Consider the following 25,500-nt stretch of genomic DNA (forward strand, 5'->3'; position numbering starts at 1 on the left):
TTTTAAGGCTGGATTTTCGTCGGCGCGTCGAGCAGCGGCACCGGCGAAATGACCGGGTTCGGCCATGAACCGCCGATGAAGAAGGGCAGGAGCGGCAGATCGACCGCTCTTGCCGGATCGGTCGCTTCCAGCGAGCCGGAGAGCGCAAGTCCGTTCGACTGATAGGTGATGACGCCTGACAGCGTCAGTGTCTGGTCGGAGCCGGCAAATCGCGCATCGTGGATTTCCGCAGTACCATTGGCAAAATCGGCTTGAAGATCGAGCTTGCTGAAGGCGAAGGATCCGTTTGCGGCGGCACTTAGCGGGAAGAACGGCTTCTGCGCTGCCTGCGTGCGAAGTGCGTAGATATCGACGCCGGGAAGGGAGCCGGCTGTCGTCCAGAATCTGAGCTTGCCGGTCACATCGGCAAGTCCCGTCGTCCAGATCGCTTTCGGCGTTTCCAGCGAAAGATCGAGTGAGCCGCTCGCATGCGGCAGCGGCCCCTTGAGCTGCAGCTTTTCGGCAAGTGCATTGAAATCCGCATCACGGATCGAAAGCTGCAATTTGCCGCCACCATCGAAATCGCGGCGGGTCGCCTCCAGATGGGCAGTCATTTCGCCGCCCTCGAACTGGCTGTCGCCGATATCGAACTTCGCTTCCTCGCCGGCGACGATCACGCTGGCGCCGACATCCGCAAGCGAGAAGATACCCATCTGCGCCTGTCGCGCGGAAAGCCGCACATCGAGATCGAGAAGTTGCAGCGGTCCGAGAGGGCTCGGTAGCAGCATGTCGCCCAGGCCGCCGGCGGCAAGCCTGAGCGCAAAGGCATCGAGGAACGGCTTGAGGTTCATCTGGTCGAAGGCAAGCGTCCCGCCGATCTTCGGCCGCTTGCCGGGTGCGACGGTGAAATCCATCACACCGGTGGCGCTCGCATCGTTCAGCGTCATGCTGACGTTGTTGAAGCGGAAGCCGTTTGATACCGACGACACATCCGAGGTCATCGAGGCACTCTTCAGCGACTCGATCCCCGGGATCGATCTGCCGGACCATTTCAGAAGGGCCGGCACATCCGGAAAGCTGGCGTTGATATTGCCTGAGACCGAGGAAAGGCTCACCATGCTGCCGACACCCTGGAAACGCGCGGTCATCAGATTGGAAGCGATCGAGGCCTTCATCTCGGCATTCCTGCCGGCGAAGACGAGCAGTGGTGCGGCCGAGGCAAAATCGACCTTCAGGTCCTCACCGTTGAAACGGGCGATGAGGACAGCCGAAATTGGTCTCGACAGCTTCGGCCAGGTGATATCGGCTGCGACGCTGTCGAAGTGGTAGATATTGCCCGTCCGTGTATCGGTCAGGGTCAGCGTGCCGTCTTCGACCGTCACGGCGCCGATATCGGCGTCGAACTTCGGAGCAAGAATCTCGGTGCCGTTGCTGTCCTGCACACCTGCGATGGCCCGCGCCAGAAGGCCGGCATAGCTCCAGTCGATCAGGCCGTTCTCATCGCGCGTCAGCGAGAGGCTGGGCCGCAGCAGGTGAAATTCGTGGAAGCGAGTGCGGCCGCGCAGCGCATCGATCAGGCTGAAATCGGCTGAAAGGCTCTCGATGCGGCCGAGCAGTTTGTCGCCGCTTCCGCGCGGCTGGCGAATGGTGACGTCGTTGAGCGTGATACGCGGTGTCGGCCAGAATTCGAGGACCGGATTACCCTTGATCTCGGCGTGATAGCCTGTCCACTTCGACAGGGCATCCTCCATGCCGGAGCGCACGAAGCCGGTTGAGATGAGATAGGGGGCGGCGAGCCTGAGCGAGAGGAAGAAGGCAAGCCCGATCAGCAGCACGATAGTGGAGATACGGGCAAATGCCGGCAGCCAGCGCGAGACGGGGCCGATCCTTTTTCGCCATCTGCCTTGTCTTGACGTACCCATGAGCTCCGCCGGAACTTCAGCCGGTTACCCGTTATTTTCTGATTTTGCCGGATATATGAAATACCGGGCATATGCAAATCCCACGCGCGGTGGATCGCGTCGCTGCACACTTTATAATGCAATGCAGCATGCTATAAGTTCCGCATTGGGGAGGAGGATTGAATGCAGGAAAATCAGCCGCTTTGGAAGCCCACGGAAGATGGGATCGAAAATAGCCCGATCCACGCCTTTATGCAGCACTGCAACCGGGACTTCGGTCTCGCCTTGAAAGGCTTTGAGGATCTGCATGCCTGGTCGATCGCAGATCGGGAGAGCTTCTGGTCGGCCTTGTGGAAGTTCTGTGGCGTGAAGGGAGAGCGCGGCGCGGATATTCTCGTGAATGGCGACCGCATGCTGGAAGCGCGCTTCTTTCCCGAGGCGCGCCTGAACTTCGCCGAAAACCTGCTGAGCGGAAGCGGGCCAGGCGATGCCATCGTTTTCCGCGGTGAGGACAAGGTCGAAGACCGCTGGTCGTGGGATCGCCTTCGCTCGCTCGTATCACGGCTCCAGCAGGGCTTTCGCGCCCTCGGTATCGGCGAGGGCGATCGTGTTGCGGCCATGATGCCCAATATGCCGGAAACGGTAGCTGCCATGCTCGCGGCAACCTCGATCGGCGCCATCTGGTCGTCCTGTTCGCCCGATTTCGGCGAGCAGGGCGTGCTGGACCGCTTCGGCCAGATCGCGCCGAAGCTTTTCATCGCCTGCGATGCCTATTGGTATAACGGCAAGCTGCAGGACGTGAAGTCGAAGGTGGCTAACGTTGCAAAGAGCCTCGGTGTGCCGACCATTGTCGTTCACTATGCCGGCGATGCCGAAGAGGTCGCGCGCGAAACCGCCGGTGGCAAGACGCTTGCCGAATTCATCGCTCCCTACGAGCCGAAGCAGATCGACTTCGTCCAGCTGCCCTTCGCCCATCCGGCCTATATCCTGTTTTCCTCAGGCACGACAGGCGTACCGAAATGCATCGTGCATTCGGCCGGCGGCACACTTCTCCAGCATCTGAAGGAGCATCGCCTTCACTGCGGGCTGCAGCCGGGGGACAAGCTCTTCTACTTCACCACCTGCGGCTGGATGATGTGGAACTGGCTTGCAAGCGGCCTTGCCTCCGGCGCCACGCTCTGCCTTTTCGACGGATCGCCTTTCGCGCCTGATGGCAATGTGCTCTTCGACTATGCGGCCGCGGAGAAATTCGCGATTTTCGGGACCTCGGCCAAATATATCGATGCCGTGCGCAAGAGCGGACTGACGCCGCGCACGAGCCATGATCTGTCGAGCTTGCGGCTGATCACGTCCACCGGTTCGCCGCTGTCGCCTGAAGGTTTCGCCTTCGTCTACGAGGGTATCAAGGAAGATGTCCAACTTGCCTCGATTTCCGGCGGCACGGATATCGTGTCCTGCTTCGTGCTCGGCAATCCCCTGCAGCCCGTCTGGCGCGGTGAGATCCAGGGAGCTGGCCTCGGCCTTGCCGTCGACGTCTGGAATGACGAAGGCAAGCCGGTCCGTCAGGAAAAGGGCGAGCTGGTCTGCACCAAGGCCTTCCCGTCAATGCCGGTCATGTTCTGGAACGATCCTGATGGCGCCAAGTATCGCGCCGCCTATTTCGAGCGCTTCGACAATGTCTGGTGCCACGGCGATTTTGCTGAATGGACCGAACATGGCGGCCTGATCATTCACGGCCGTTCGGATGCGACGCTCAATCCAGGCGGCGTGCGCATCGGCACGGCGGAAATCTACAATCAGGTCGAGCAGATGGGTGAAGTCGCCGAAGCGCTCTGCATCGGTCAGGACTGGGATGACGACGTGCGCGTCGTGCTCTTCGTCCGCCTGGCGCCCGGCGTCACGCTCACCGAGGACCTGGTGAAGGCGATCAAGACCCGCATTCGCGTCGGCGCCTCTCCCCGCCACGTGCCTGCTAAGATCATTGCGGTTGCCGATATCCCGCGCACCAAGTCCGGCAAGATCGTCGAACTTGCCGTGCGCGAGGTCGTTCATGGCCGGCCAGTGAAAAATCAGGAGGCGCTCGCAAACCCCGAGGCGCTGAAGCTTTTTGCCGGGCTGGAAGAGCTGAAGATTTGACAGAGGACGCTAAACTACAAGCTTTTGCCGTTGATCAATTCTGTCTCTTGGAAACCTTTCGTTAAGAAAGGTTTGTCAAAGGTGAAGCCAACTTGGAGACCATACATGAAGAGATGGTCTGGAACTGCGGTTCCCGAAACATGACGTTCTCAGACTAAGCTCTTGTTTTACCAGCACCAACTCTCGAAGGCAGCCACTGGCTGCCTTTTCTTTGGCGAGCAATTCCGGCAAAAATGTCCAGCGGTTTTGCGTCCGGAAGCGCCTGGAAACAAATGCCTTAGCCAGCAAGCACCCGCTGTGACGGAAAAGTGATCTCCACCAGCGTGCCCTCGTTCGGTGCCGAATTGATCGAGAAGATCGCCCTGTTGGCGTCGACCATTGCCTTGGTCAGCGGCAGGCCAAGACCGGTGCCGTCGCCGCGATGGCGTGACTGCGTGGACGACACCTGGCGGAATGGTTTCATCGCCTGGTCGAGCTCGCTGCGCGTCATGCCAATGCCGGTATCCCGCACCCGCATCGCCACGCTGCCATTCGCCTCATAGGAGGTGGAAACGACGATCTGCCCGCCCGACGGCGTGAAGCGGATGGCGTTCGACAGGATGTTCAGTGCGATCTGCTTGATCGAACGCAAGTCGGCAACGACATCGGGCACCGACTGCGAAAGGGCAGTGCGGATGATGACACGCTGGCTGTTGGCCTGCGGCTGCACCAGTGCAACCGCTTCCGAGATCGCCTCGTTGAGGCCGACGGAGGCGAAGTCGAGATCCATCTTGCCCGCCTCGATCTTGGAAATATCGAGGAGGTCGTTGACGATATCGAGAACATGCCGTCCGGAACGGCCGATGTCGTTTGCATATTCGATATAGCGCGGATGGCCGATCGGCCCGAAGCGTTCGCTCGCCATCATATCCGAAAAGCCGATGATGGCGTTGAGCGGCGTGCGGATCTCATGGCTGACACGCGCAAGGAAATCAGTCTTATGCGCGTTGGCGGTTTCAGCCGCACCCTTGGCGTTGCGCAATTCGTCTTCGGTGCGCTTCCACTGGGTGATGTCGCGGATGACAGCGCAATAGCCGTTGGATGACGTCAGGCGGCCCATGGTCATGAACAGCGGCACGAAACCGCCGGCAGCCTCGCGGCCGATCACCTCGCGTCCGTCGTTCAGCACGCTTGCCACACCATGACCGGAAAGCCCATGCAGATAGTCGAGCACCGCCTTCTGGCTCTCATGGGCAAACAGCATGACGAAGGGTTTGCCGCGCGTTTCCTGTTCGTCGTAGTTGAAGAGGGCGCTTGCCGAGCGGTTCATCGAGCGGATATCGCCTTCCGTGCCGATGACGACGACACCATCGGTTGCCGTCTCCAGAATCGAGCGCAACTCCTCCACCTCGACCTGCAGCTTGGCGACCTTTTCCACCATCCGGTCGGAGCGCTGGTCGAGCCGGATAACCTCGCCTCTGCCTTCTTCCCGGTTTTCGACTGGCATCAGCGCCAGCATGAGGGCATTGGAATCTTCCCAGCGAACCGATTGCAGGCGGGCCGTGACCGGCACAAGCCTGTCGTCGGCTTTGACGAGCATCATCGTGCCCGAACCGTTTTCGAGGTCGTGGCGCTGCAGCAATGCATCGATGCCGCCGACTTCGGAGAGGGCCTCGACGGAATCGTAGCCCGTCAGCCGCAGGAATTCCGGATTGCCATGGATCAGCTGATCGCCGGCATGGATCAGCACGGCAACAGGCAGCAGATCGACGGTCGCAGCCGAGAGCCCGTCCGTCATCTTCACGCGCGGCGGAATGAAACTGGTCAGAACCTCGATCTGGCTGACAGTCTCCTGCAGACCCTCGGTTACGTCGTCTTCGGCTAGGGGGATCTCCCCGGCCTTTGCATCAGCCTCCTCCGCGACCTCGAAAATCGTCTCTTGGGGAACTGTCTGCTCGGCGACAGGCGTTTCGGCAACGGTCTCTTCCGCGACCGGCGGCTTCTCGACATCAGATTCCGGCTGCGATGTGGCCGGCTCCTCGCCGCGCGCACCGAAGGCTTCGAGGCGTTTGGCGATCTCGCGGAAATTCGCCTGCTCGGCAGCCGTCAGGCCGTTGCCGGCGCCGTGAAGCTGCACGATCTTGTCGGTGGAGCGGCGGTTCGGCGTTTCGGAAATGCGAAGCGCCGGCGGTTCGTCCTGTGTGTCGCGCGGCTGCAGTTCTTCCTGCTGTTCAGCGACATCGGGCTCGAAGGCGGACTGCTCTTCGGCGACAGGTTCCGGAGCTATCGTCTCTTCCGGAACGGTTACTTCCGTCGCCGCTTTCACTTCCGACACGGTGTCGTCTTCGACATCCGGCTCCGGATTCACCGCTTCTTCGGCCTGCGGCGCAGCTTCGGCAATCGCTTCAGTCTGCTCCTCCGGCTGTTTAGGCGGTTTCTGTGCCATTTCTTCCGGAGCGGTTTCATTGGCCGGGCCGAGATAGGAGGCATCGTGGCCGATGCCGTCAGGTCCGAGCGTCAGGCCGAGAGCGAGGGGATCTTCCTGGGCGTCTGACAGGCGCACCACGCCGAAGCCGCGGAAACCATCGAAGTCGCGGTTGCGCGTATAGGTCGGCAGGGCGGCCAGATCGACGGGTACGACGAGGCTTGTGCCCTCGATCGGCCAGTAGATCGTCTTTCCGGACCAGGTATCGCGCCGCGCTAAGGCCTCGGAAAGCTTGGCTTCCGGATCGAGGTTGAAGAGGGCTGCGACATCGGAAAAAGCGCTGCCGATGATGTTACTCGCGTGCGGGCCGACGGCCTCGGCAAATTCATGAGAAACTTCGCTGAAGCGGCCACCCGCGTCGATCTTCCAGACGAAGCGGGTGGCACGGCTGTTCGGTTTGAAGACGAAGCTGCTCTTCCTCGGGGCGGCTGCAGACTCTCCGGGCGCGACAGGAGTTGCCGCGAAGTTTTCGGCGGCGGAGGCGGCCGGCTGCTCCACCTGTTCGTCGACCGAAGCCCCTGCGTTTGCCTCTACGGTTTCTTCCTCGGCAACAGACGCTTCGGTCGGCTGCTCGACTTGCTCGCTGGCGCCCTCGACGACGACTGCTTCTGGTTCGGAAATGCTCTGATTTGCCGGCTGCTCGGACTGGGCTTCGACTGGTTCGCTCACCTCAACGGTGTCCCCGGTCTCGCCGGTGATCTCCTCCAGCGTCTCCTCAACCTCTTCAATGCCGGAGACTGCGTCGATGGCCTCCGCTTCCGTAAAGCCTGCCACAGGTGCTGCAACATCAGGAATTTCACGCGCTGCGGCTTCTGCTGGCGCAGTTTCCTGCGGCGCAGTCTCTTCAGTATTGGCAGAGGGTTCGATCGGGTCGAGGTGACCGATCGCCGTTTCGACCGCGAAGAGAAGATGGAGTGCCGGATCGTCGTGGAGTTTACCAACGGCAGCCGGCAAATAACCACGGCCGGTCGCAACCGGGCGCTTCACCAGGCGGTCCGGTTGGGCGCCGGCAAGCCTGATGAGTGTCCTTGCCGCCTGCTGTGTGATGCCGAGCGAGGCAAAACCTGGCGAAGCGGCAATGACTTCGCCTTCCGCTCCGATCACGGCCATATGCGTATCCGGGTCATCGAGGCCCTGAAGCATCTGCGCAGCACTTGCGCCGGCCGTCAGCGAGTGCGCGGAGACCGGAACGGAAAACAAGATGGCCTTCTCGCCTGAAGCGAGACGGATGAGCTCCGATGACGCCGGCGCCTGAACGCGCTGGAAGCCCTTGGCGATGCGGATGATGAAGGTTTTCTGGTCGCCGACCTCGCCAAGCTGGCGGGCAGCCGCCTCGAGCTGGCGGAAGGTGATGTCGGCATGGCCGACGCCCTGATCGAGCAGGTCATAAACCTCTGCATGGCCAAACAGTTCGGCGCCGGCACCATTCGCCCAGAGCAAACGTGTGAGATCTGCAGAGAAAAGCACCATGGCCTCGCCACGCGAGAATCGTTCACGCACCCGCGCATGCACAGCAATGTCGATGAACGGATACTGGACTGCGGGCATGATCGAACCTGTCGCTTTCGGCCTCTTGAAATTAACTGCTTATTAATAACTGCAGGTCTGCGACCGGTCCAGAAGAGTGGAGAGCTTTCGGCCGGCAAGGTTAACGTATTGTGCAGTGCACAATGATGTTGCAATGCACAATAAGATGCGCTATATAAGACTTATCCAATTTATCGCGGCAGGAGATCTGCCCATCTCAAAGGACGCTATCCGATGGCTACCATAAAGACCGACGACGTTTTTTCAATTGCCTCTTTCGACCCGAGCAAGCTGGCTGAGTCCTTCCGCGACTTCGCCGAAAAGGGTGCTCAGCAGTCCAAGGAAGCCTATGCCAAATTGAAGTCTGCAGGCGAAGAAGCCGGCAAGACGCTGGAAGCAACTGTTCAGACCGCGCAGGCCGGCAGCGTTGAAATCGGCCTCAAGGCGATCGACGCGCTCCGCGTCAATGCAGAAAGCTCGCTCTCCCACATGGAAGCGCTTCTCGGTGTTAAGTCCGTCGCCGAGTTCTTTGAACTGCAGACCTCTTTTCTGCGCAAGCAGGCTGAACTGACCGTCGAACAGGCGAAGTCGCTGCAGGAAACCACCAAGCAGGTTGCCGAGAAGGTTGCAAAGCCTTCCAAGGAAGCTGCTGAAAAGGCCATGGCATCCTTCAAGGTTGCCTGATCTCCTATGCTCGGTACGCAACAAAGGCTGGACTGCGCGTTCAGCCTTTTTGTATACTGAGTGCAAATCGGGGCTTGAATTAAAGTTCAAGTCCTCGTATGTGACCCCCGTCGCGCCGAGCGCGGCATTGTGCGGTTGTAGCTCAGTTGGTTAGAGCGCAGGTTTGTGGCACCTGAGGTCGGAGGTTCGAGACCCCCCAACCGTACCATTCTCTCCCATAAGTTGGTTTTCCTCTTCGGCAATGCACGGCATCGGCGCTTTTTGATGCCAAAATGATGCCTGCTCGCATTTTGCTATTGCCGTTAACATTCGTTTACCTATTTATGTGCGGTGCGATGCAGCAATTGCCCAATGTTTTCGTTGCATTGCGAAATGCTGGCGGCCTGCCGCCTGGGGGTAGGGACAATCCACCGAGGCATTAAGGAGAATTTGATGTCCATTTCTGTTCAGAACATAGAGGAATCGACCGCTGTTTCCCCGATCGACGTGGCAGCTGCGGTTAAGGGCGCGCGCAGTGCGGTTGGCTACAGCATTGAAGATCTCGCAGTGACCTGCGGTCTGGCCAATGGCGAAATCCTTGAAATCGAAAATGGCGAAAGTGTCGATCCGGCAAAGCTTAGGCGTATTGCTGCGGCCCTGCAGGTTCCGATTTCCGCCTTTCTGCATATCTGACGAGGCGACAGGGCCGATCGGCATTTTCTGATCGGCCGTCGTCCCCTTTTTACGGGACATGGTTGGAACTCTTGCGCCTGCCGCGCCGTTCAACGTGTATGTCCAAGACCCTTCTCTACGGCGCGACGAAGATCGATGAGACGAATGCCGTCTATGCGGCTGTCGCAAGTCTCGAACAGTTCCAATGTAAGAGCCGCGTCTTCATTGTGATTGCCGATCGGGACAATTCCCGCGCCGCTCTTGAGGAGCGGGATATGGTTATTCTCAGGTTTGCCGGATCGAGCATAAAGCCGCTCTTCGGAAGCGGCGATGAACTGGACGGCAAGGCGCTCCGACAAGAGCTGGACGCGCCGGACACGGGCGAATTTGCCCCCTTCCTGCTTGGCAAGGATGGCATCGTGAAGCTGAAGGCCAGCGAGCCAATCAGTGCAGGCGAACTTTTCGCCATCATCGACAGCATGCCGGTGCGCGCTGCCGAAGCCATCAGGCAAGACCAGTAATTCAATATTGCACTCGTAAAGGAGCCGGTCATGTCCGTCCCGAACGAACCTATCCCCGACCAGCCGCCGATGCCCCTGCCAGGCTGGAAACCGGAGCCGCCGATCAAGGAGCCGGAACCTGATCGCCTGCCGGATGAAACGCCGTTTCCCAATCCTGATGAGAACGAGGAACCGGCAAGGCATCTCTAAAGCAATTCCAGCAAAAGTGTGCAGCGGTTTTGGGTCCGGAATTGCGTAAAACATATGTGCTAAAGGAAGATCTGTCTTTCCTCATCGACGAGTTCCCGAAGGAAATCGATGACGCTGTGCACGCGCACCAGGTCGCGGGCGCTTTCGTGGTAGGTCGTCCAATAGGCGCGGCGAATGGACACCTGCGGCAGGATGCGCACCAGTTCCTGGTATTGCCGGGCGATATAGTCGTGCAGGATACCGATGCCGGCGCCGGAGCGTACGGCCTCGGTCTGGCCGATCGCCGTCGAGATTTCGAAACCCGCATCCCAGCTGCGCATCACCTCGCCAGAGAAATTCAGGGAAGCAGTGAAGATCAGGTCTTCCACGTAGCCAATGCGCGGATGGGCCTTCAAGGCGTCGATATCCTCGGGCTTTCCTTGCCGCGCCAGGTAATCCCCCGATGCGTAGAGGCCGAGCGTATAGTCGGTGAGCTTGGACGAGACGAGCCGTCCCTGTTCCGGCCGTTCCAGCGTGATGGCGATATCCGCCTCACGCTGCGACAACGAGAAGGAGCGCGGTACCGGCACGAGCTGGATCTTCAATTCCGGATGGCGCTCGATCAGCCGGCCCATGCGCGGCGCAAGAAAGGAGACTCCGAACCCGTCGGGTGCGCCGACGCGCACCGTTCCGGCAATGGCCGTATCCGTTTGGCCGAGATTGGCCTGCGCGGCGAGCATTTCCGTTTCCATCCGTTCTGCCGACGCAAGAAAGACTGCGCCTTCGGCGGTGAGCTCGCAGCCATTCGTCCGGCGGATGAAAAGCCGCGTCTTCAGCGCCTCTTCCAGTGACGTCAGCCGGCGCGAGAGCGTGGCGTGATTAAGCCCCAGCCTCTTCGACGCGGCGAGGATCTGCCCGGTGCGGGCGACGGCCAGGAAAATGCGAACGTCATCCCAGTTCATAGCTTTGAATGCATCGCAATCGGATCGACGTCGATGAGGGCCAGTGATGTCACCATGCCTGATGTTTCGTTTTTATATTTGAGGAAATGCGGTGTCTGCAGATGAGTTTCATATGCTTCCTTATTGGCATAGACTTCGAGAATGCGGATCCTGTTCGGATGATCCCTGATGGAGACGGCATTCAGCGAAAGGACACCGTCTTCCAGCCTGATGGATGCTTCGATTTCCTCGGTCAGCAGCGCGCGATAAGTTTTGATCGTGCCCGGATCGATCTCCAGTTCCGCCATCCTGACGACAGGTTTCCCGCTCATCGGTTTGACCTCCCTTTGACTTGTCCGCGTGCCGTTCCAGTTTTGATGCAGGAGCGCAGGTTATCGCGGCAGAACTATAATATACGCACAACGGTTGCTTACTCCAGCGCATTGATTTGTGCAAATTGAAGTGCGATGGTTGAGCCATTCAAAAGATCAGGAGGAACACCCATGCGTGAGATTGGTCATTTCATCGGCGGCAAGAAGGTTGCAGGCACCAGCGGCCGCACCAGCGATGTCTTCAACCCGGCGACCGGAGAAGTGCAGGCAAAGGTCGCGCTCGCAAGCGTCGAGGAACTGCGCGCCGCTGTCGAAAACGCCAAGGCTGCGCAGCCGAAGTGGGCGGCCACCAACCCGCAGCGCCGCGCCCGCGTCTTCTTCAAGTTCGTCGATCTCCTGAACCAGCACATGGATGAGCTTGCGACGCTGCTTTCCAGCGAGCATGGCAAGACGGTCGAGGATTCCAAGGGCGATGTCATCCGCGGCCTCGAAGTCTGCGAATTCGTCTGCGGCATCCCGCATCTTGCCAAGGGTGAGTTTACCGAGGGTGCCGGCCCGGCCATCGATATGTATTCTATCCGTCAGCCGGTCGGTATCGGCGCCGGCATCACGCCCTTCAACTTCCCGGGCATGATCCCGATGTGGATGTTTGCCCCTGCAATCGCCTGCGGCAACGCCTTCATCCTCAAGCCTTCCGAGCGCGATCCGTCTCTGCCGATCCGTCTTGCCGAACTGATGATCGAGGCCGGTCTGCCGGCTGGCATCCTCAATGTCGTCAACGGCGACAAGACCGCCGTCGATGCGATCCTCACTGATCCCGATATCGGCGCTGTCTCCTTCGTTGGCTCCACGCCGATTGCCCGCTACGTCTACGGCACGGCTGCCATGAACGGCAAGCGCGCCCAGTGCTTCGGCGGCGCCAAGAACCACATGATCATCATGCCCGATGCCGATATGGACCAGGCCGTCAACGCCCTTATGGGTGCGGGCTACGGTTCGGCTGGCGAGCGCTGCATGGCTGTCTCGGTTGCCGTGCCGGTCGGCGAGGAAACCGCTAACCGTCTCGTCGAGAAGCTGGTACCGAAGATCGAATCCCTGCGCATCGGTCCTTACACCGACGACAAGGCAGACATGGGTCCTGTTGTCACCAAGGACGCCTATAACCGCATTCAGGGCCTGATCAACAAGGGCATCGAAGAAGGCGCCAAGCTCGTCGTCGACGGCCGCGATTTCAAGCTTCAGGGTTATGAGGACGGCTATTTCGTCGGCGGCTGCCTGTTCGATCACGTCACGCCGGAGATGGAAATCTACAAGACCGAGATCTTCGGGCCGGTCCTGTCGGTTGTTCGCGCCCATAATTATGAGGAAGCGCTCTCCCTGCCGATGAAGCATGAATATGGCAATGGTGTTGCGATCTTCACCCGTGACGGCGACGCCGCCCGCGACTTCGCCTCCCGCATCAATATCGGCATGATCGGCATCAATGTTCCGATCCCGGTGCCGCTCGCCTACCATTCCTTTGGCGGCTGGAAAGCCTCGAGCTTCGGCGACCTCAACCAGCATGGCACTGACGCCATCAAGTTCTGGACCCGGACCAAGACCATTACCGCGCGCTGGCCGTCCGGCATCAAGGGCGGCGCCGAATTCGTCATGCCGACGATGAAGTGATCCGAATAACCTTCCCCATTGTGGAAACGGGCCTGAGAAGGGCCCGTTTTCGTTTTAAATGCTGCGGCGAGCAGTCGCGGGAAACGTGAATGTGAATTTCATATTTTGGAATTGTTCAAAACTGCGAAAGCCACTATATACGCTTTGTAAAGACGATTCAGGAGATTGGCATGCGGTTGACGAAGCAGACCAACTATGCGGTTCGCATGTTGATGTATTGTGCAGCCAATGAAGGACATTTGAGCCGGATTCCGGAAATTGCCAGGGCATACGGAGTTTCCGAGCTCTTCCTTTTCAAGATTTTGCAGCCGCTCAACAAGGCGGGCCTTGTCGAAACCGTGCGCGGCCGCAATGGCGGTGTGCGCCTTGGCAAGCCAGCGACGGATATCAGCCTCTTCGACGTGGTGAGGGTTACCGAGGACAGCTTCGCCATGGCGGAATGTTTTGAAGACGGCGCGATCGAGTGCCCGCTGGTTGACAGTTGCGGCCTGAACTCGGCGCTGCGCAAGGCGCTGAACGCTTTTTTCGATGTGCTGACCGAATATTCGATCGACGACCTGGTCAAGGCGCGGCCGCAGATCAATTTCCTGCTCGGCCTTACCGGCGACCACGATTATCGCAAGCCCGCTGTTCCGGCACCGGCCGCCTGATATCGGAATGCTCTGATAGCCTCCTAGACCACGGTCATTTTCGATGGCCGTGGTTTTTCATTGGTCCTTAGGTGCGTTGATATATCAGAGTGCGTTGAAACCGTTTTCATGGCGCGAAATTATACCAAAAGCGACGAGAATCGGATTAAATCTGCCTCAATCTTGCAAATTTTGGCCTATTTTTGACCGAAAATTTCTAAAATTGCTTTTCTGGAAAAATTTTCTGCGGATCCCGTTGCTTTCAGCAAATAAATATCGTTCCATCGGCCCGCTGATCGGGGTAATGAGCGCCCGATCTCTAAAGATCAAAAAAGAACAAACCTGGGAAACGATATCATGAAAAAGTTCTCTGTCCTGCTCGCAGCGACAGCCCTGGCTTCGGTCATGGCTACCGCCGCGTATTCCAAGACGCTTGTCTATTGCGCCGAAGGATCGCCGGAAGGCTTCGATCCGAGCCTTTACACGGCAGGCACAACCTTCGACGCGTCTTCGCGTACGGTCTATAGCCGCCTCGTTGAATTCAAGCACGGTGGTACGGAGATCGAGCCGGGTGTCGCCGACAGTTGGACGGTTTCTCCCGACGGTAAGGAATACACCTTCAAGCTGCATCCCGGCGTGAAATTCCAGACGACCGACTTCTTCACCCCTTCGCGTGATCTCACCGCCGACGACGTGGTTTTCTCGTTCGAGCGCCAGATCAAGTCGGACAATCCGTGGAACAAATATGTCGAAGGCGGCTCCTATGAATATGCTGCCGGCATGGGCTTCCCTGACCTCATCAAGTCGGTCGAGAAAGTTGACGATCTGACCGTCAAGTTCACGCTGAACAATCCGGAAGCGCCGTTCTTGGCCGACCTCGCCATGGACTTCGCCTCCATCGTTTCCAAGGAATATGCCGACAAGCTCGCTGCTGACCGCAAGATGGCTCAGCTCAACCAGCAGCCGCTCGGCACCGGCCCGTTCACTTTCGTTGCCTACCAGACGGATGCCGTCATCCGCTACAAGGCGAACGAAAGCTACTTCAAGGGCAAGGAAAAGATCGACGATCTCGTTTTCGCGATCACCCCGGACGCCGCTGTCCGTGCCCAGAAGCTGAAGGCCGGCGAATGCCACCTCGTCCCGTATCCGAACGCTGCTGACGTTGCCGACCTCAAGAAGGATCCGAACCTCACGGTCATGGAACAGGCTGGCCTGAACGTCGGCTTCCTCGCCTACAACACCCAGCAGGCTCCGTTCGACAAGCCGGAAGTCCGCCGCGCACTGAACATGGCGATCAACAAGCAGGCGATCATAGACGCCGTCTTCCAGGGCGCCGCCCAGGTTGCCAAGAACCCGATCCCGCCGACCATGTGGTCCTATAACGACAAGATCCAGGACGACAAGTACGATCCGGAAGGTGCCAAGAAGGCTCTCGAAGCCGCTGGCGTCAAGGACCTGTCGATGAAGGTCTGGGCAATGCCGGTTTCGCGTCCGTACATGCTGAACGCTCGCCGCGCCGCCGAACTGATCCAGGCAGACTTTGCCAAGGTTGGCGTCAACGTCGAGATCGTCACCCATGAATGGGCCGAATACCTGAAGCTCTCCTCCGACGTGAAGCGAGATGGCGCCGTCATCCTCGGCTGGACGGGCGACAATGGCGACCCGGACAACTTCATGGACACGCTGCTCGGCTGCGACGCTGTCGGCGGTAATAACCGCGCTCAGTGGTGCAACAAGGACTACGACGCGCTGATGACGAAGGCCAAGGAAACGGCTGACGTTGCTGCCCGCACGAAATTCTACGAAGAAGCACAGGAAATCTTCAAGAAGGAAGCTCCCTGGGCTCCGCTCGACCACTCGCTGGTCTTCGTTCCGGTCAGCAAGAAGGTGTCGGGCTTCCACATGGACCCGCTCGGCATCCATCGCTTCGACGGCGTTGATATCGCCGAATAAGAAAAATGATAAACTGCCCGGCTGAAACCGGGCTTGACCGGCGGTCAGGTTCCACCTGACCGCCGGAAACTATTGGACAACCTGCTATGTTGCGATTTTTCATCGGGCGCCTCGCGGTCCTGATACCGACCTTCCTAGGCGTTTCGCTCATTGCCTTCTCGTTCATCCGCCTGCTTCCCGGCGATCCCGTCATGCTGTTGTCGGGCGAACGAACGATGGCACCCGAACGTCACGCCCAGATCATGCATGATCTCGGTTTCGACCGGCCCATGTATGTGCAGTATTTCGATTATCTCGGCAAAGTGCTGCACGGCGATCTCGGCACCTCGATCGTCACCAAGCGCCCCGTTCTCGGCGAATTCTTCACGCTTTTCCCGGCAACGCTTGAGCTCTCGCTCTGCGCCATCCTCTTGGCAATCCTTCTCGGCGTGCCGGCCGGCGTCTTCGCTGCCGTCAAGCGCGGAACCTGGTTCGATCAGAGCGTGATGGGCGTCGCCCTGATCGGCTACTCGATGCCGATTTTCTGGTGGGGCCTGCTGCTCATCATCTTCTTCTCCGGCTATCTTGGCTGGACGCCCGTTTCCGGCCGCATCTCGCTGATGTATTTCTTCAAGCCGGTCACCGGCCTCATGCTGATCGACAGTCTTCTCTCCGGCCAGAAGGGCGCCTTCGCCTCGGCCGTCAGCTATCTCATCCTGCCGACCGTGGTGCTCGCCACCATTCCGCTTGCCGTCATCGCCCGCCAGACGCGCTCGGCCATGCTCGAAGTGCTGGGCGAGGACTATGTGCGCACGGCCCGCTCCAAGGGTCTCTCACCACTGCGCGTCGTCGGCGTTCATGCGCTCAGAAACGCCATGATCCCGGTCATCACCACGATCGGCCTGCAGGTCGGCGTGTTGCTCGCAGGCGCCATTCTTACCGAAACGATCTTCTCCTGGCCGGGCATCGGCAAGTGGATGGTCGATGCTGTCTTCAAGCGCGATTATGCAGTCGTCCAGGGCGGTCTTCTATTGATTGCCGGCATCATTATGCTGGTGAACCTGATCGTCGACCTGACCTACGGCTTCATCAATCCGCGTATCAGGCACTAGGAGCGGTCCATGAGCACGGTTACTGCAAAATCCGACCAGCCCTCCGCCCTGACGGAATTCTGGTACTACTTTTCACGAAACAAAGGCGCCGTCATCGGTCTCTTCGTTTTCCTCATCATCCTTCTGGTAGCGATCTTCGCACCGCTCGTCTCGCCGCACGCGCCGACCGAGCAGAACCGACAGCTTCTCCTGTCCGTCCCTTTCTGGATGGATGGCGGCAGTCTCTCCTATCCGCTCGGAACGGATGCCGTCGGCCGCGATATTCTCTCGCGTCTGATCTTTGGTGCACGCTTCTCGCTGTTCATCGGTCTCGTGGTCGTCACGCTGTCGGTGGTTGCGGGTGTCTTGATCGGCCTCGTTGCCGGCTATTTCCGTGGCCGCGTCGATATCGTCATCATGCGTCTCATGGATATCATCCTGGCCTTCCCGTCGCTGCTTCTGGCGCTCGTGCTCGTCGCGGTGCTGGGGCCTGGCCTGCTCAATGCCATGATCGCGATCTCGATCGTCAACCAGCCGCATTTCGTGCGCCTGACACGCGCCGCCGTGATGGGCGAGCGTGAGAAGGAATATGTCGTGGCCTCCCGCGTTGCCGGTGCCGGTACCTTCCGGCTGATGTTCAAGACGATCCTGCCGAACTGCCTCGGACCGCTGATCGTCCAGGCAACGCTCGCCTTCTCCGCAGCGATCCTCGATGCAGCCGCCCTCGGCTTCCTCGGTATGGGCGCTCAACCGCCAACACCTGAATGGGGCACGATGCTTGCCGAATCCCGCGAGTTCATATCGCGCGCCTGGTGGGTTGTTACATTTCCGGGTCTTGCCATTCTCATCACCGTTCTCGCCATCAACCTGATGGGCGATGGGCTGCGTGATGCGCTCGACCCCAAGATGAAGAGGTCCTGAGATGGCGCTTCTCGAAATTGAAAATCTCGTCGTCGAATTTCAGACCTCGACCGGACCTTTCCGCGCCGTCGATGGCGTTTCGCTGAAGGTCGATGCCGGCGAGGTTCTGGCGATCGTCGGCGAATCCGGTTCCGGCAAGTCGGTCTCGATGCTCGCTGCCATGGGCCTTCTGCCCTGGACGGCGAAGGTGACCGCCGACAAGATGGTCTTTGACGGCCAGAACCTGCTCGGCATGTCCGGCGCCAAGCGGCGAGAAATCATCGGCAAGGATATGTCGATGATCTTCCAGGAGCCAATCGCGAGCCTCAATCCCTGCTTCACCGTCGGCTTCCAGATCGAAGAGGTGCTGAGAATTCATCTCGGTCTCGACAAGGCGGCGCGGCGCAAGCGCGCAATCGAGCTTTTCCAGGCGGTCGGCATTCCCGATCCTGCCGAGCGGCTGGGCCACTTCCCGCATCAGATGTCGGGCGGCCAGTGCCAGCGCGTCATGATCGCCATCGCGATTGCCTGCAACCCGAAGCTCCTGATCGCCGACGAACCGACCACGGCACTCGACGTGACCATCCAGAAGCAGATCCTCGATCTGCTGATGCGCCTGCAGACGGAGCATCGCATGGGCCTGATCATGATCACGCACAATATGGGTGTGGTCGCCGAAACGGCCGACCGCGTGATTGTCCAGTACAAGGGCCGCAAGATGGAAGAGGCCGACGTGCTGTCGCTCTTCGAATCCCCGAAGAGCGATTACACGCGGGCACTGCTCGCCGCCCTTCCGGAAAACGCGACGGGCGACCGGCTGCCGACCATCGGCGAGCTTTTCAATCCGAACAAGACTGTGGAGGGAGCGGCCTGATGACGCCAGTTCTCGAAGGAAAGAACATCGTCCGCGACTATTACCTGCCGGGCGGCCTCTTCAAGAAGGCGCGAACGGTCCATGCTGTCAAGGGTGTGAGCTTCAGCGTGGAGCAGGGCAAGACGCTTGCGATCGTCGGCGAAAGCGGCTGCGGCAAGTCGACGCTTGCCCGTATCGTGACGATGATCGACCCGGCCACATCAGGCGAACTCTTCATCGACGGCAAGAAGGTCGATATCTTCGAGGGCGATTTGACGCCGGAAATTCGCCGGAAGGTCCAGATCGTCTTCCAGAATCCCTACGGATCTCTGAACCCGCGCAAGAAGATCGGCGACATCCTGATGGAACCGCTGATCATCAACACCAATACGCCGGCTGCCGAGCGACGCGACCTGGCGATGGCGATGCTGAAGAAGGTCGGCCTGCAGGACGTTCACTTCAACCGCTTTCCGCATATGTTCTCGGGCGGTCAGCGCCAGCGTATCGCCATTGCGCGCGCACTGATGCTGAAGCCCCGGCTTCTGGTTCTCGACGAGCCGGTCTCCGCACTTGATCTGTCGGTGCAGGCGCAGGTGCTGAACCTGCTCGCGGACCTGCAGGACGAACTGAACCTCACCTATGTCTTCATCAGCCACGACCTTTCGGTCGTTCGCTACATGGCAGACGAGGTGATGGTGATGTATTTCGGCGAAGCGGTCGAATACGGCACGCGCGACCAGGTTTTCAACGATCCGCAGCACAGCTATACGAAGACCCTGTTTGCAGCGACGCCGCGTGCAGATGTCGATACCATCAAGGCACGCCTTGCACGCAAGAATGCTGCCCTGTCTGCGGCCTCCTGAGGCCGCAGATTTCCAGTGCCGGAACGATCAGCGAGATGAGCAATGACAGAGCATAACGGAACTCTCCATGCGATCATCGTCATGGGCGTCAGCGGTTCCGGTAAATCCTCTATCGGCGAAGAGATAGCCAGGGGCTTGCGCCTTCAGTTTGTCGAGGGTGATGCTCTTCACCCCGCATCCAACGTCGAGAAAATGTCGAAGGGTATTCCGCTCACCGATGAGGACCGGATGCCCTGGCTCGACCGCATCGGCGAGACAATGAAGGCCTCGCTTGCAAAGGGCGAAGGCATCATCGTTTCCTGCTCGGCGCTGAGGCGCATCTATCGTGAAAGGCTGCGCTCTGCTGTCGGCGGCAACCTCTATTTTGTCTATCTCGAAGGCTCGAAAGAACTGCTGACGGACCGCATGGCGCACCGCAAGGGCCATTTCATGCCCACCTCGCTGCTCGAGAGCCAACTGCAGACGCTGGAAGTACCGACAGGCGAAAAGGGCGTCGTCACAGTCGATATCGACAACACCGTTGAGAGGATCGCGGCGGAAGCCTTGAAGGATCTCGCCGCTCTCGGTGTTACGGGTTGAACCTGTTGGGCGAATAGGCCGCGATATTGATGAAAGGCGTCTCGCCGGTCATCAACTCCGCCAGCACTCGTCCCGTTACCGGTCCAAGAGTCAGCCCATGATGGGCATGGCCGAAGGCAAACCACAGGCCTTGATGGCGCGGCGCTTTACCGATGATGGGCATCATGTCGGGCGTGCAGGGGCGGGCGCCCATCCACGGTTCCGGATCGAGCCTCTCTCCCAGCGGAAATATCGTGCGTGCCACGGCTTCGGCCCGGTCTAGCTGCACCGGGGTCTTCGGCGCGTCCAGCGCTGCGAATTCCGCACCCGTCGTCAGGCGCACACCCCGGTTCATAGGCGCCAGGAAATAGCCGCGCTCGGAATCGAGTGTCCAGTTGTTGAGCACCGCATTGCCCTGGATACCGTAATGCATGTGGTAGCCGCGCTTGACGCCGAGCGGGAAGGAATAGCCGAGGCGACGGGTCGCGACTGCCGCCCAGGGACCGAGCGCCATGACAGCGTCGTCGGCCTCCAGCGATCCCTCTGCCGTCATGATCTTCCAGCCGGAGCCGGCCTGCCCGAGCGAAGCTGCATCCCCGGTCACGAATCTGCCGCCGAGGCTTTCGAAATAGCTGCGGTAGGCGCGCGTCAGCGCATGCGGATCGAGAACCGACCACGGGTCGATCCAGCGCAGGCCGCCGACGAAATCGCCCATGATGTTTGGTTCCAGGCGAGCGATATCAGATGAGGTCAGGCTCTCGTAGCTGACGCCGAACTGATCCTTCCAGAGGGCCGCTTCCGCAAAGGCCTCGTCACGCTTGGCTTCTGTGCGGAAGATCTTCATCCAGCCGTCCTTGCGGATCAGTGCTTCGGCGTGCGAGGCCTCGATCAGGTCCTTGTGCTCGCTGATCGAATTCTCGATCAGCGGCGCATAGGCCTTGGTGATCATCTCATGCCGCTTCGGATTGGAGTTCCACCAGTAGCGGGCGAGGAAGGCAAGCTGGCTCGGCAATGCCTTCAGGTGATAATGCGCATCGATGCGGTTGTTCAGCGCGTAGCGCAGCAAAAGGCCGAACTGCTGCGGAAAACCGTAGGGCATGACGCCTTCGCGCTGGATCAGACCGGCATTGCCGAAAGAGGTCTCGTTACCCGGCTCCCTGCGGTCGATAAGCGTCACCTGACGGCCGCGGCGTTGAAGATGGATGGCCGTCGAAACCCCGACGATACCGGCGCCGAGCACGATTGCGTTTTTTGTCATTTTCCCCTGCATTCCGCTATGTCTTAGGCCCTAAAATGCCCATCTCAATGCTGCGGTGCAAACGAAAAATCGCATTTCATTTCAAAATCATTGCGCTTTTCAGTGCGGCATTTTCGGCCCTGATGCGGATCGTCAGAATGGCGGCATTGAGGAGCGAAAAGACCAGCGCATAAAGCGGCATGCCGAAGGCAAGCGGCAGGGCGGCGATCTCGCCTGTCACGATCATGTAGTTCGGATGTTTGAAGAAGCGGTAGGGGCCGTCTTCGACGAGCGGGGCGCCGGGAAGGATGATGATACGCGTCGTCCAGCGCGGCCCGAGCGTCATCAGCACCCATAGCCGCAACACTTGCAACAGCATGAAGAGACCGAACCAGAAGAGCTGGATCGGCTGTCCGGCGGCCAGCATCCAGAGCCCAACGAGCCAGCCCGTATGGAGCGCCACCATATAGGGATAATGATCGGGCGCGATTTCGCGCGCCCCTTTTGCAAAAAGCGCCATCGTGTTGCGGCGCGCGATCACCAGTTCGGAGAGCCGCTGGGCGGTCACGAAGGCGAGAAGAGCGATGGAGGGCCACATCATGCGACCCTCCGCAATGTCACGCAGCTTGCTGTAAAGCCCGGACCCATGGCGATCATCGCCGCGCGGTCCGGCAGTCCTGCGCGGATGGCCCGCTCCAGAACGAAAAGCACTGTTGGCGAGGACATATTGCCATAATCTGCAAGCACCGACCTCTCGATGTCGAGTGTATAAGGCGCCATGGAAAGCGTGCTCTCCATCGCCGCCAGTACCTTGGTGCCGCCGGGATGGCAGATGAAACGGTCGATATCGTTGCGCTCGAGCCCGCTGTGCGCCAGAATGCCGTCAATTGCCGGGCCAAGCTCCTTTTCCGCAAAGGGCGGCAGCCCCTGCGCCAGCAGGATGCCGAGCCCGGTATCGTCGATCTTCCAGCCCATGATGTCGAGCGTATCCGGAAACAGGTGATCGCCCGCCGATTCCACTTCTGCCATGCCGCCTTGGCCTGATCGCATCACACAGGCTGCAGCCCCGTCGCCGAAAAGTGCGGTAGCGATGATGTTCGGCTTGGTCAGCTCATCCAGCCGGAAGGCCAGCGTGCAGAGCTCGATGGCGACGAAGAGCACCACAGCGCCCGGACGGCTGCGCGCCAGCCGCGAAGCGATGCCGAAGCCGGAAACGCCTGCAGCGCACCCAAGCCCGAAGACGGGCACGCGCTCGATATCCGCGCGAAACCCGAGCCGACCGGCAAGCCGCGCATCGATGCTCGGCGTGGTGATGCCGGTAGAGGAAACCGCAACGACGCAATCGACTTCACCAGCCGTCAGCCCGGCCTGCTCGAGCGCCCGGGTTGCCGTCTCGACAAACAGCGAACCGGCGACCTCCTCATAGGCCTTCATCCTGTCTTGCCAGCCATGCGTCTCTTCGAACCAGGAGAGGGGACGGGCGGCATGCCGCTTTCCGATACCGGCATTGTCGAACACGCGCGCGAGGTGGCGGAATTCCTTGAAGCGATCGGCAAAGAGGCGCGCGGAGGCCTCGGCGGCTTGGCTCTGGGTGATGATATGGTCAGGCACTGCAGTGGCGAGACTTAAAAGTCTGACGGATTGAGTCACGGTATGCTCCTTGTCGTTCCCGGCGGAACGAGTGGAAAACACGCGGGCGCGAAAGTTTATTCGGCGCCGCTCTTCACGAAGCAGTGATCAGAAAAAATGCGAAAGCCCGTCGAATAAAGCTGGAGGCAGCGGTGTTCACTCCTCGCAACGTCATTTTCTGAGGAGTTATCCCATGACGACCAAGACTGTCCGCATCGCTTCCCTCGTGCTCGGCAGCTGCATTGCCGCCTCCGTCTTCTCCAGCCCCGTCTTCGCGATTGGCGATGATAGCAGCACCATGCCGGTCTGCAAGAAGGGTGAGATCTACGACAAGAAGGCAAAGAAGTGCGTCAAGCAGCAGAGCGCCAACGTGACGGACGAAAACCGTACCGATTACGCCTACTCGCTCGCCAAGGCCGGCCGCTATGAAGAAGCGCTCGCCATGCTCGACACCGTCAAGGATCAGAACAATGCCGAATGGCTGAACTATCGCGGTTACGCCACCCGCAAGCTCGGCCGCACGGATGAAGGCATCTCCTACTATCTGCAGTCGGTCAAGCTCGATCCGCAATATGCCAAGGTCCGCGAATATCTCGGCGAAGCCTATGTCATCAAGGGCGAGCTCGACCTCGCCAAGGAGCAGTTGACCACCATCAAGGCGATCTGCGGCACCGGCTGCGAGGAATATCAGGACCTCAACGCCGCGATCCTCGATCCGTCGAAGATCTAGAGCAATTCCCAGCAAAAGTGTGCAGCGGTTTTGCGTCCGGATTGCGTGAAACAAAGCTGTACAGCTGCGTGGGGCGGGAGAGAGATAAGGTTGATTGAAGGGTATTTCCGGATGTCGGTCGCACACACCACATTTCCTGCCTATAGTCGCGCCAGAACGGAATCGCCGGCCCGGCCGGCGGTTCCGAAACAGCCAATACGCGCGGAGGCGGCCATCGCGAGCGAAGCGGATATCAGGAGCGGCCTGACGGAACATCTTGCCCGTCTGTGGCGCTATGGCCTCGTTCTTTCGCATCAGCGCGATGTGGCCGACGATCTCGTACAGGCGACCTGCGTTCGCGCGCTGGAACGGGCCGATCAATTTGTCGCAGGCACGCGGCTCGACCGCTGGCTGTTTTCGATCCTGCATTCGATCTGGCTGAATGAGATCCGCGCCCGCCGCGTCCGCCAGGGGCAGGGCTTCGTCGATGCCCAGGATACGCTGAGTTTCGATGGCGCCCGCGACACCGAAACGCATGTCATGGCCAACCAGGTCTTGAAAGAGGTGAATGCGCTGCCGGAGGCGCAGCGATCGGCGATTTTCCTCGCCTATGTGGAAGGGCTTTCCTATCGCGAGGTCGCCATCATACTGGATGTTCCGATCGGCACCGTGATGAGCCGGCTGGCAGCCGCCCGCGCGAAGCTCTCCGAAACTATATCGGCAGGAGGATTTGAATGAGCACGAAGCACATTATGCCCTCCGACGAGGAATTGACCGCCTTCATCGATGGTGAACTCGGCGCGGAAGAGACTGCCCGGATCGAGGCGATGATCGAAGCCGATGGGGCTGTCGCCGAACGGCTGGAGTTTCTGGCGCGTGCAAGCCTGCCTTACAAGCAAGCCTTCGCGCCGCTGCTTGATGCCGCTCCGCAGGCAAAGCTCGAAGCCATGCTGTCGGCCATTCCCGCCGCCCGGTCTGCAAGACCGGCTGCCTTCATGAGCCGTCGAGGCTTTTTCGGCGCGCTTGCCGCTTCGGTCGTTGCCGGCATCGCCGTCGATCGCGCCATGATCGGTGTCGGTGCAAGTTTCTCGGGCAAGGATGAAAACAGCGAATGGCGCGCCGTCGTTGCCGAATATATCTCGCTCTATACACCGGAGACGCTCGCCGGTCCCGTTCCGCCGAGAGATGTGCAGGCAGCGCAACTCGCCAGTCTGGATGGCGACCTCCGCCTGCAACTCTCGCCAGAGCAGGTCGCCCTGCCGGATATCGATTTCAAGCGCGCCCAGATCCTGCAATATGATGGCAAGCCGCTCGCACAGATCGCCTATCTGGATCCCGAGACCGGCCCCATGGCGCTCTGCATCGTCGCCTCCGACGGCGGCCCCAAGGCCCCCGATATCGAAGGCCGCAAGGGCATGAATGTCGTCTACTGGGCAAACGCCACCCACGCCTTCATGCTGATCGGCCACGCCCCGGTCGACCGTATGACGGAGATCGCAGACGCGGTGCGGAGCAAGATTTCCGTTTAGAACGGCTGGGTCTTATCGGAAACCGGGCTGACCTGATTGGCAGGAACGAGGCGGTTCAGGCAATTGACATAGGTCGTATACATCTGCTGAAGCCGCGAGAGCGGCACCACCCAATGCCCTTCATTTCCGGCAAAATCCAGTTCCATATCCGGTGTGCCGACAAAGGAATTCTTGAGGATCTTCTTGATCTGCGCCACACCCGTCTTCTCGGCGGCTGGCAAGATGCGAAGCGTCTTGCCGTCGAAGAATTCGGCCGGTACGGCCTTGGTGCCGGAATAGCCGACGAGCGTTACCTTGGTCGTGGTACCCTCGGGGATCTCCCAGCCATCCTTCGAGACGAGCCACATGACGCTGTCGAGGCTCTGGCGGAATTCGACCGTCTTCCCGAGCTCATCGTTCCAGATCAGCCGGCAGTAGGACGGCTTCTCGCCGACGAACCCGACCGACCACTGCCGCGCATCGCCCATCCATTCCGTCCCGCCAGGGGCCGTCTCGCTCCGTGAGGTTGCCGGAATGAGGAGTGCCGTCAGCAACAGGGCAGAAAAGGTCTTCATGGCTCGAATCATCTCCAAGGAGCTGAGGTGATTCTAGCGGCGGA

General features: G+C 59.8%; 24 protein-coding genes and 1 tRNA gene. 17 read left to right on the forward strand and 8 right to left on the reverse strand.

Annotation, left to right across the window (positions count from 1 at the left end; all coding sequences use genetic code 11):
• Nucleotides 1–2: 2 nt before the first annotated feature.
• Nucleotides 3–1,901, reverse strand: coding sequence for an AsmA-like C-terminal region-containing protein (locus tag KQ933_RS01635; protein WP_216757080.1), 1,899 nt, complete (start codon nucleotides 1,899–1,901; stop codon nucleotides 3–5).
• A 162-nt stretch (nucleotides 1,902–2,063) separates the two neighbouring features.
• Between KQ933_RS01635 and KQ933_RS01640 the strand changes: the two genes are divergently transcribed.
• A complete protein-coding gene (locus KQ933_RS01640) occupies nucleotides 2,064–4,016 on the forward strand; it encodes an acetoacetate--CoA ligase (protein WP_216757081.1) in 1,953 nt (650 codons plus the stop codon).
• A gap of 277 nt (nucleotides 4,017–4,293) precedes the next feature.
• Here the strand turns inward: KQ933_RS01640 and KQ933_RS01645 are convergent, their stop codons facing one another.
• Nucleotides 4,294–8,028: a PAS domain-containing sensor histidine kinase gene (locus KQ933_RS01645; RefSeq protein ID WP_216757082.1), complete on the reverse strand. Its 3,735-nt coding sequence runs from the start codon at nucleotides 8,026–8,028 to the stop codon at nucleotides 4,294–4,296.
• A 213-nt stretch (nucleotides 8,029–8,241) separates the two neighbouring features.
• Here KQ933_RS01645 and KQ933_RS01650 point away from each other — a divergent pair, with 213 nt between their 5' ends.
• From KQ933_RS01650 to KQ933_RS01670, 5 genes are all read left to right on the forward strand, one after another.
• The gene (locus KQ933_RS01650) at nucleotides 8,242–8,691 is read left to right on the forward strand and encodes a phasin (protein WP_037109051.1); all 450 of its coding nucleotides are present in this window, start codon (nucleotides 8,242–8,244) and stop codon (nucleotides 8,689–8,691) included.
• A gap of 131 nt (nucleotides 8,692–8,822) precedes the next feature.
• A tRNA-His gene (locus tag KQ933_RS01655) sits at nucleotides 8,823–8,899 on the forward strand.
• A gap of 224 nt (nucleotides 8,900–9,123) precedes the next feature.
• Nucleotides 9,124–9,363 carry a helix-turn-helix domain-containing protein gene (locus KQ933_RS01660; protein WP_216757083.1) on the forward strand — a complete coding sequence of 80 codons (240 nt, stop codon included), beginning with the start codon at nucleotides 9,124–9,126 and terminating at the stop codon, nucleotides 9,361–9,363.
• A gap of 98 nt (nucleotides 9,364–9,461) precedes the next feature.
• Entirely contained in the window at nucleotides 9,462–9,863 is a 402-nt protein-coding gene (locus KQ933_RS01665) for a DUF4174 domain-containing protein (RefSeq protein WP_216757084.1), read from the forward strand.
• 30 nt (nucleotides 9,864–9,893) lie between these two features.
• Complete coding sequence (locus tag KQ933_RS01670) at nucleotides 9,894–10,052, forward strand: hypothetical protein (protein ID WP_216757085.1); 159 nt, start codon at nucleotides 9,894–9,896, stop codon at nucleotides 10,050–10,052.
• Nucleotides 10,053–10,111: 59 nt separating this feature from the next.
• On the opposite strand, the gene KQ933_RS01675 is transcribed toward KQ933_RS01670, so the two are convergent.
• A complete protein-coding gene (locus KQ933_RS01675) occupies nucleotides 10,112–10,993 on the reverse strand; it encodes a LysR family transcriptional regulator (protein WP_216757086.1) in 882 nt (293 codons plus the stop codon).
• Nucleotides 10,990–11,304 carry a putative quinol monooxygenase gene (locus tag KQ933_RS01680; protein WP_216757087.1) on the reverse strand — a complete coding sequence of 105 codons (315 nt, stop codon included), beginning with the start codon at nucleotides 11,302–11,304 and terminating at the stop codon, nucleotides 10,990–10,992. Before KQ933_RS01680 ends, KQ933_RS01675 begins: the two co-directional genes overlap by 4 nt.
• Before the next feature lie 171 nt (nucleotides 11,305–11,475).
• Between KQ933_RS01680 and KQ933_RS01685 the strand changes: the two genes are divergently transcribed.
• The 8 genes from KQ933_RS01685 (at nucleotide 11,476) to KQ933_RS01720 (ending at nucleotide 19,819) form a co-directional block, all read left to right on the forward strand.
• Nucleotides 11,476–12,972, forward strand: a complete 1,497-nt coding sequence (locus KQ933_RS01685; protein ID WP_216757088.1) for a CoA-acylating methylmalonate-semialdehyde dehydrogenase — start codon at nucleotides 11,476–11,478, stop codon at nucleotides 12,970–12,972.
• 170 nt (nucleotides 12,973–13,142) lie between these two features.
• Nucleotides 13,143–13,622: an iron-responsive transcriptional regulator RirA gene (rirA, locus tag KQ933_RS01690; protein ID WP_216757089.1), complete on the forward strand. Its 480-nt coding sequence runs from the start codon at nucleotides 13,143–13,145 to the stop codon at nucleotides 13,620–13,622.
• 336 nt (nucleotides 13,623–13,958) lie between these two features.
• Entirely contained in the window at nucleotides 13,959–15,554 is a 1,596-nt protein-coding gene (locus KQ933_RS01695; protein WP_216757090.1) for an ABC transporter substrate-binding protein, read from the forward strand.
• Nucleotides 15,555–15,640: 86 nt separating this feature from the next.
• On the forward strand, nucleotides 15,641–16,645 hold the full coding sequence (locus KQ933_RS01700; protein WP_216757091.1) for an ABC transporter permease subunit: 1,005 nt from the start codon (nucleotides 15,641–15,643) through the stop codon (nucleotides 16,643–16,645).
• Nucleotides 16,646–16,654: 9 nt separating this feature from the next.
• The gene (locus KQ933_RS01705) at nucleotides 16,655–17,545 is read left to right on the forward strand and encodes an ABC transporter permease subunit (protein WP_216757092.1); all 891 of its coding nucleotides are present in this window, start codon (nucleotides 16,655–16,657) and stop codon (nucleotides 17,543–17,545) included.
• 1 nt (nucleotide 17,546) lies between these two features.
• On the forward strand, nucleotides 17,547–18,398 hold the full coding sequence (locus KQ933_RS01710) for an ABC transporter ATP-binding protein (protein ID WP_216757093.1): 852 nt from the start codon (nucleotides 17,547–17,549) through the stop codon (nucleotides 18,396–18,398).
• A complete protein-coding gene (locus tag KQ933_RS01715; RefSeq protein ID WP_216757094.1) occupies nucleotides 18,398–19,240 on the forward strand; it encodes a dipeptide ABC transporter ATP-binding protein in 843 nt (280 codons plus the stop codon). The genes KQ933_RS01710 and KQ933_RS01715 overlap by 1 nt, the downstream gene beginning before the upstream one ends.
• A 42-nt stretch (nucleotides 19,241–19,282) precedes the next feature.
• Entirely contained in the window at nucleotides 19,283–19,819 is a 537-nt protein-coding gene (locus KQ933_RS01720) for a gluconokinase (RefSeq protein ID WP_216757095.1), read from the forward strand.
• On the opposite strand, the gene KQ933_RS01725 is transcribed toward KQ933_RS01720, so the two are convergent.
• From KQ933_RS01725 to KQ933_RS01735, 3 genes are all read right to left on the reverse strand, one after another.
• Nucleotides 19,809–21,056 (reverse strand): FAD-binding oxidoreductase, encoded by a 1,248-nt coding sequence (locus tag KQ933_RS01725; protein ID WP_216757096.1) that lies wholly within the window; start codon nucleotides 21,054–21,056, stop codon nucleotides 19,809–19,811. The two genes, KQ933_RS01720 and KQ933_RS01725, sit on opposite strands and share 11 nt — an antisense overlap.
• Before the next feature lie 76 nt (nucleotides 21,057–21,132).
• Nucleotides 21,133–21,636 carry an isoprenylcysteine carboxyl methyltransferase family protein gene (locus tag KQ933_RS01730; protein ID WP_216757097.1) on the reverse strand — a complete coding sequence of 168 codons (504 nt, stop codon included), beginning with the start codon at nucleotides 21,634–21,636 and terminating at the stop codon, nucleotides 21,133–21,135.
• Nucleotides 21,633–22,685 carry a type III polyketide synthase gene (locus KQ933_RS01735; protein WP_216757098.1) on the reverse strand — a complete coding sequence of 351 codons (1,053 nt, stop codon included), beginning with the start codon at nucleotides 22,683–22,685 and terminating at the stop codon, nucleotides 21,633–21,635. Before KQ933_RS01735 ends, KQ933_RS01730 begins: the two co-directional genes overlap by 4 nt.
• Nucleotides 22,686–22,857: 172 nt before the next feature.
• Here KQ933_RS01735 and KQ933_RS01740 point away from each other — a divergent pair, with 172 nt between their 5' ends.
• From KQ933_RS01740 to KQ933_RS01750, 3 genes are all read left to right on the forward strand, one after another.
• Nucleotides 22,858–23,394, forward strand: coding sequence for a tetratricopeptide repeat protein (locus KQ933_RS01740; RefSeq protein ID WP_216757099.1), 537 nt, complete (start codon nucleotides 22,858–22,860; stop codon nucleotides 23,392–23,394).
• Between the two features lie 111 nt (nucleotides 23,395–23,505).
• Entirely contained in the window at nucleotides 23,506–24,111 is a 606-nt protein-coding gene (locus tag KQ933_RS01745) for an RNA polymerase sigma factor (protein ID WP_216757100.1), read from the forward strand.
• The gene (locus tag KQ933_RS01750; protein WP_216757101.1) at nucleotides 24,108–24,902 is read left to right on the forward strand and encodes an anti-sigma factor; all 795 of its coding nucleotides are present in this window, start codon (nucleotides 24,108–24,110) and stop codon (nucleotides 24,900–24,902) included. The genes KQ933_RS01745 and KQ933_RS01750 overlap by 4 nt, the downstream gene beginning before the upstream one ends.
• Here KQ933_RS01750 and KQ933_RS01755 read toward each other — a convergent pair.
• The gene (locus KQ933_RS01755; protein WP_216757102.1) at nucleotides 24,899–25,456 is read right to left on the reverse strand and encodes a hypothetical protein; all 558 of its coding nucleotides are present in this window, start codon (nucleotides 25,454–25,456) and stop codon (nucleotides 24,899–24,901) included. The genes KQ933_RS01750 and KQ933_RS01755 overlap by 4 nt on opposite strands.
• Nucleotides 25,457–25,500: the final 44 nt, after the last annotated feature.

The sequence above is a fragment of the Rhizobium sp. WYJ-E13 genome, from assembly GCF_018987265.1.
Taxonomy (GTDB): Bacteria; Pseudomonadota; Alphaproteobacteria; order Rhizobiales; family Rhizobiaceae; genus Rhizobium.

What these genes read in the sequence shown, in the direction of transcription:
- KQ933_RS01715 (WP_216757094.1), top strand. Translation starts at nt 18,398, where the DNA reads ATGACGCCAGTTCTCGAAGGAAAGAACATCGTCCGCGACTATTACCTG.
- KQ933_RS01675 (WP_216757086.1), bottom strand. Translation starts at nt 10,993, where the DNA reads ATGAACTGGGATGACGTTCGCATTTTCCTGGCCGTCGCCCGCACCGGG.
- KQ933_RS01665 (WP_216757084.1), top strand. Translation starts at nt 9,462, where the DNA reads ATGTCCAAGACCCTTCTCTACGGCGCGACGAAGATCGATGAGACGAAT.
- KQ933_RS01680 (WP_216757087.1), bottom strand. Translation starts at nt 11,304, where the DNA reads ATGAGCGGGAAACCTGTCGTCAGGATGGCGGAACTGGAGATCGATCCG.
- KQ933_RS01755 (WP_216757102.1), bottom strand. Translation starts at nt 25,456, where the DNA reads ATGAAGACCTTTTCTGCCCTGTTGCTGACGGCACTCCTCATTCCGGCA.
- KQ933_RS01640 (WP_216757081.1), top strand. Translation starts at nt 2,064, where the DNA reads ATGCAGGAAAATCAGCCGCTTTGGAAGCCCACGGAAGATGGGATCGAA.
- KQ933_RS01705 (WP_216757092.1), top strand. Translation starts at nt 16,655, where the DNA reads ATGAGCACGGTTACTGCAAAATCCGACCAGCCCTCCGCCCTGACGGAA.
- KQ933_RS01750 (WP_216757101.1), top strand. Translation starts at nt 24,108, where the DNA reads ATGAGCACGAAGCACATTATGCCCTCCGACGAGGAATTGACCGCCTTC.
- KQ933_RS01730 (WP_216757097.1), bottom strand. Translation starts at nt 21,636, where the DNA reads ATGATGTGGCCCTCCATCGCTCTTCTCGCCTTCGTGACCGCCCAGCGG.
- KQ933_RS01635 (WP_216757080.1), bottom strand. Translation starts at nt 1,901, where the DNA reads ATGGGTACGTCAAGACAAGGCAGATGGCGAAAAAGGATCGGCCCCGTC.
- KQ933_RS01700 (WP_216757091.1), top strand. Translation starts at nt 15,641, where the DNA reads ATGTTGCGATTTTTCATCGGGCGCCTCGCGGTCCTGATACCGACCTTC.
- KQ933_RS01650 (WP_037109051.1), top strand. Translation starts at nt 8,242, where the DNA reads ATGGCTACCATAAAGACCGACGACGTTTTTTCAATTGCCTCTTTCGAC.
- KQ933_RS01670 (WP_216757085.1), top strand. Translation starts at nt 9,894, where the DNA reads ATGTCCGTCCCGAACGAACCTATCCCCGACCAGCCGCCGATGCCCCTG.
- KQ933_RS01725 (WP_216757096.1), bottom strand. Translation starts at nt 21,056, where the DNA reads ATGACAAAAAACGCAATCGTGCTCGGCGCCGGTATCGTCGGGGTTTCG.
- KQ933_RS01685 (WP_216757088.1), top strand. Translation starts at nt 11,476, where the DNA reads ATGCGTGAGATTGGTCATTTCATCGGCGGCAAGAAGGTTGCAGGCACC.
- KQ933_RS01710 (WP_216757093.1), top strand. Translation starts at nt 17,547, where the DNA reads ATGGCGCTTCTCGAAATTGAAAATCTCGTCGTCGAATTTCAGACCTCG.
- KQ933_RS01720 (WP_216757095.1), top strand. Translation starts at nt 19,283, where the DNA reads ATGACAGAGCATAACGGAACTCTCCATGCGATCATCGTCATGGGCGTC.
- KQ933_RS01695 (WP_216757090.1), top strand. Translation starts at nt 13,959, where the DNA reads ATGAAAAAGTTCTCTGTCCTGCTCGCAGCGACAGCCCTGGCTTCGGTC.
- KQ933_RS01660 (WP_216757083.1), top strand. Translation starts at nt 9,124, where the DNA reads ATGTCCATTTCTGTTCAGAACATAGAGGAATCGACCGCTGTTTCCCCG.
- rirA (WP_216757089.1), top strand. Translation starts at nt 13,143, where the DNA reads ATGCGGTTGACGAAGCAGACCAACTATGCGGTTCGCATGTTGATGTAT.
- KQ933_RS01740 (WP_216757099.1), top strand. Translation starts at nt 22,858, where the DNA reads ATGACGACCAAGACTGTCCGCATCGCTTCCCTCGTGCTCGGCAGCTGC.
- KQ933_RS01745 (WP_216757100.1), top strand. Translation starts at nt 23,506, where the DNA reads ATGTCGGTCGCACACACCACATTTCCTGCCTATAGTCGCGCCAGAACG.
- KQ933_RS01645 (WP_216757082.1), bottom strand. Translation starts at nt 8,028, where the DNA reads ATGCCCGCAGTCCAGTATCCGTTCATCGACATTGCTGTGCATGCGCGG.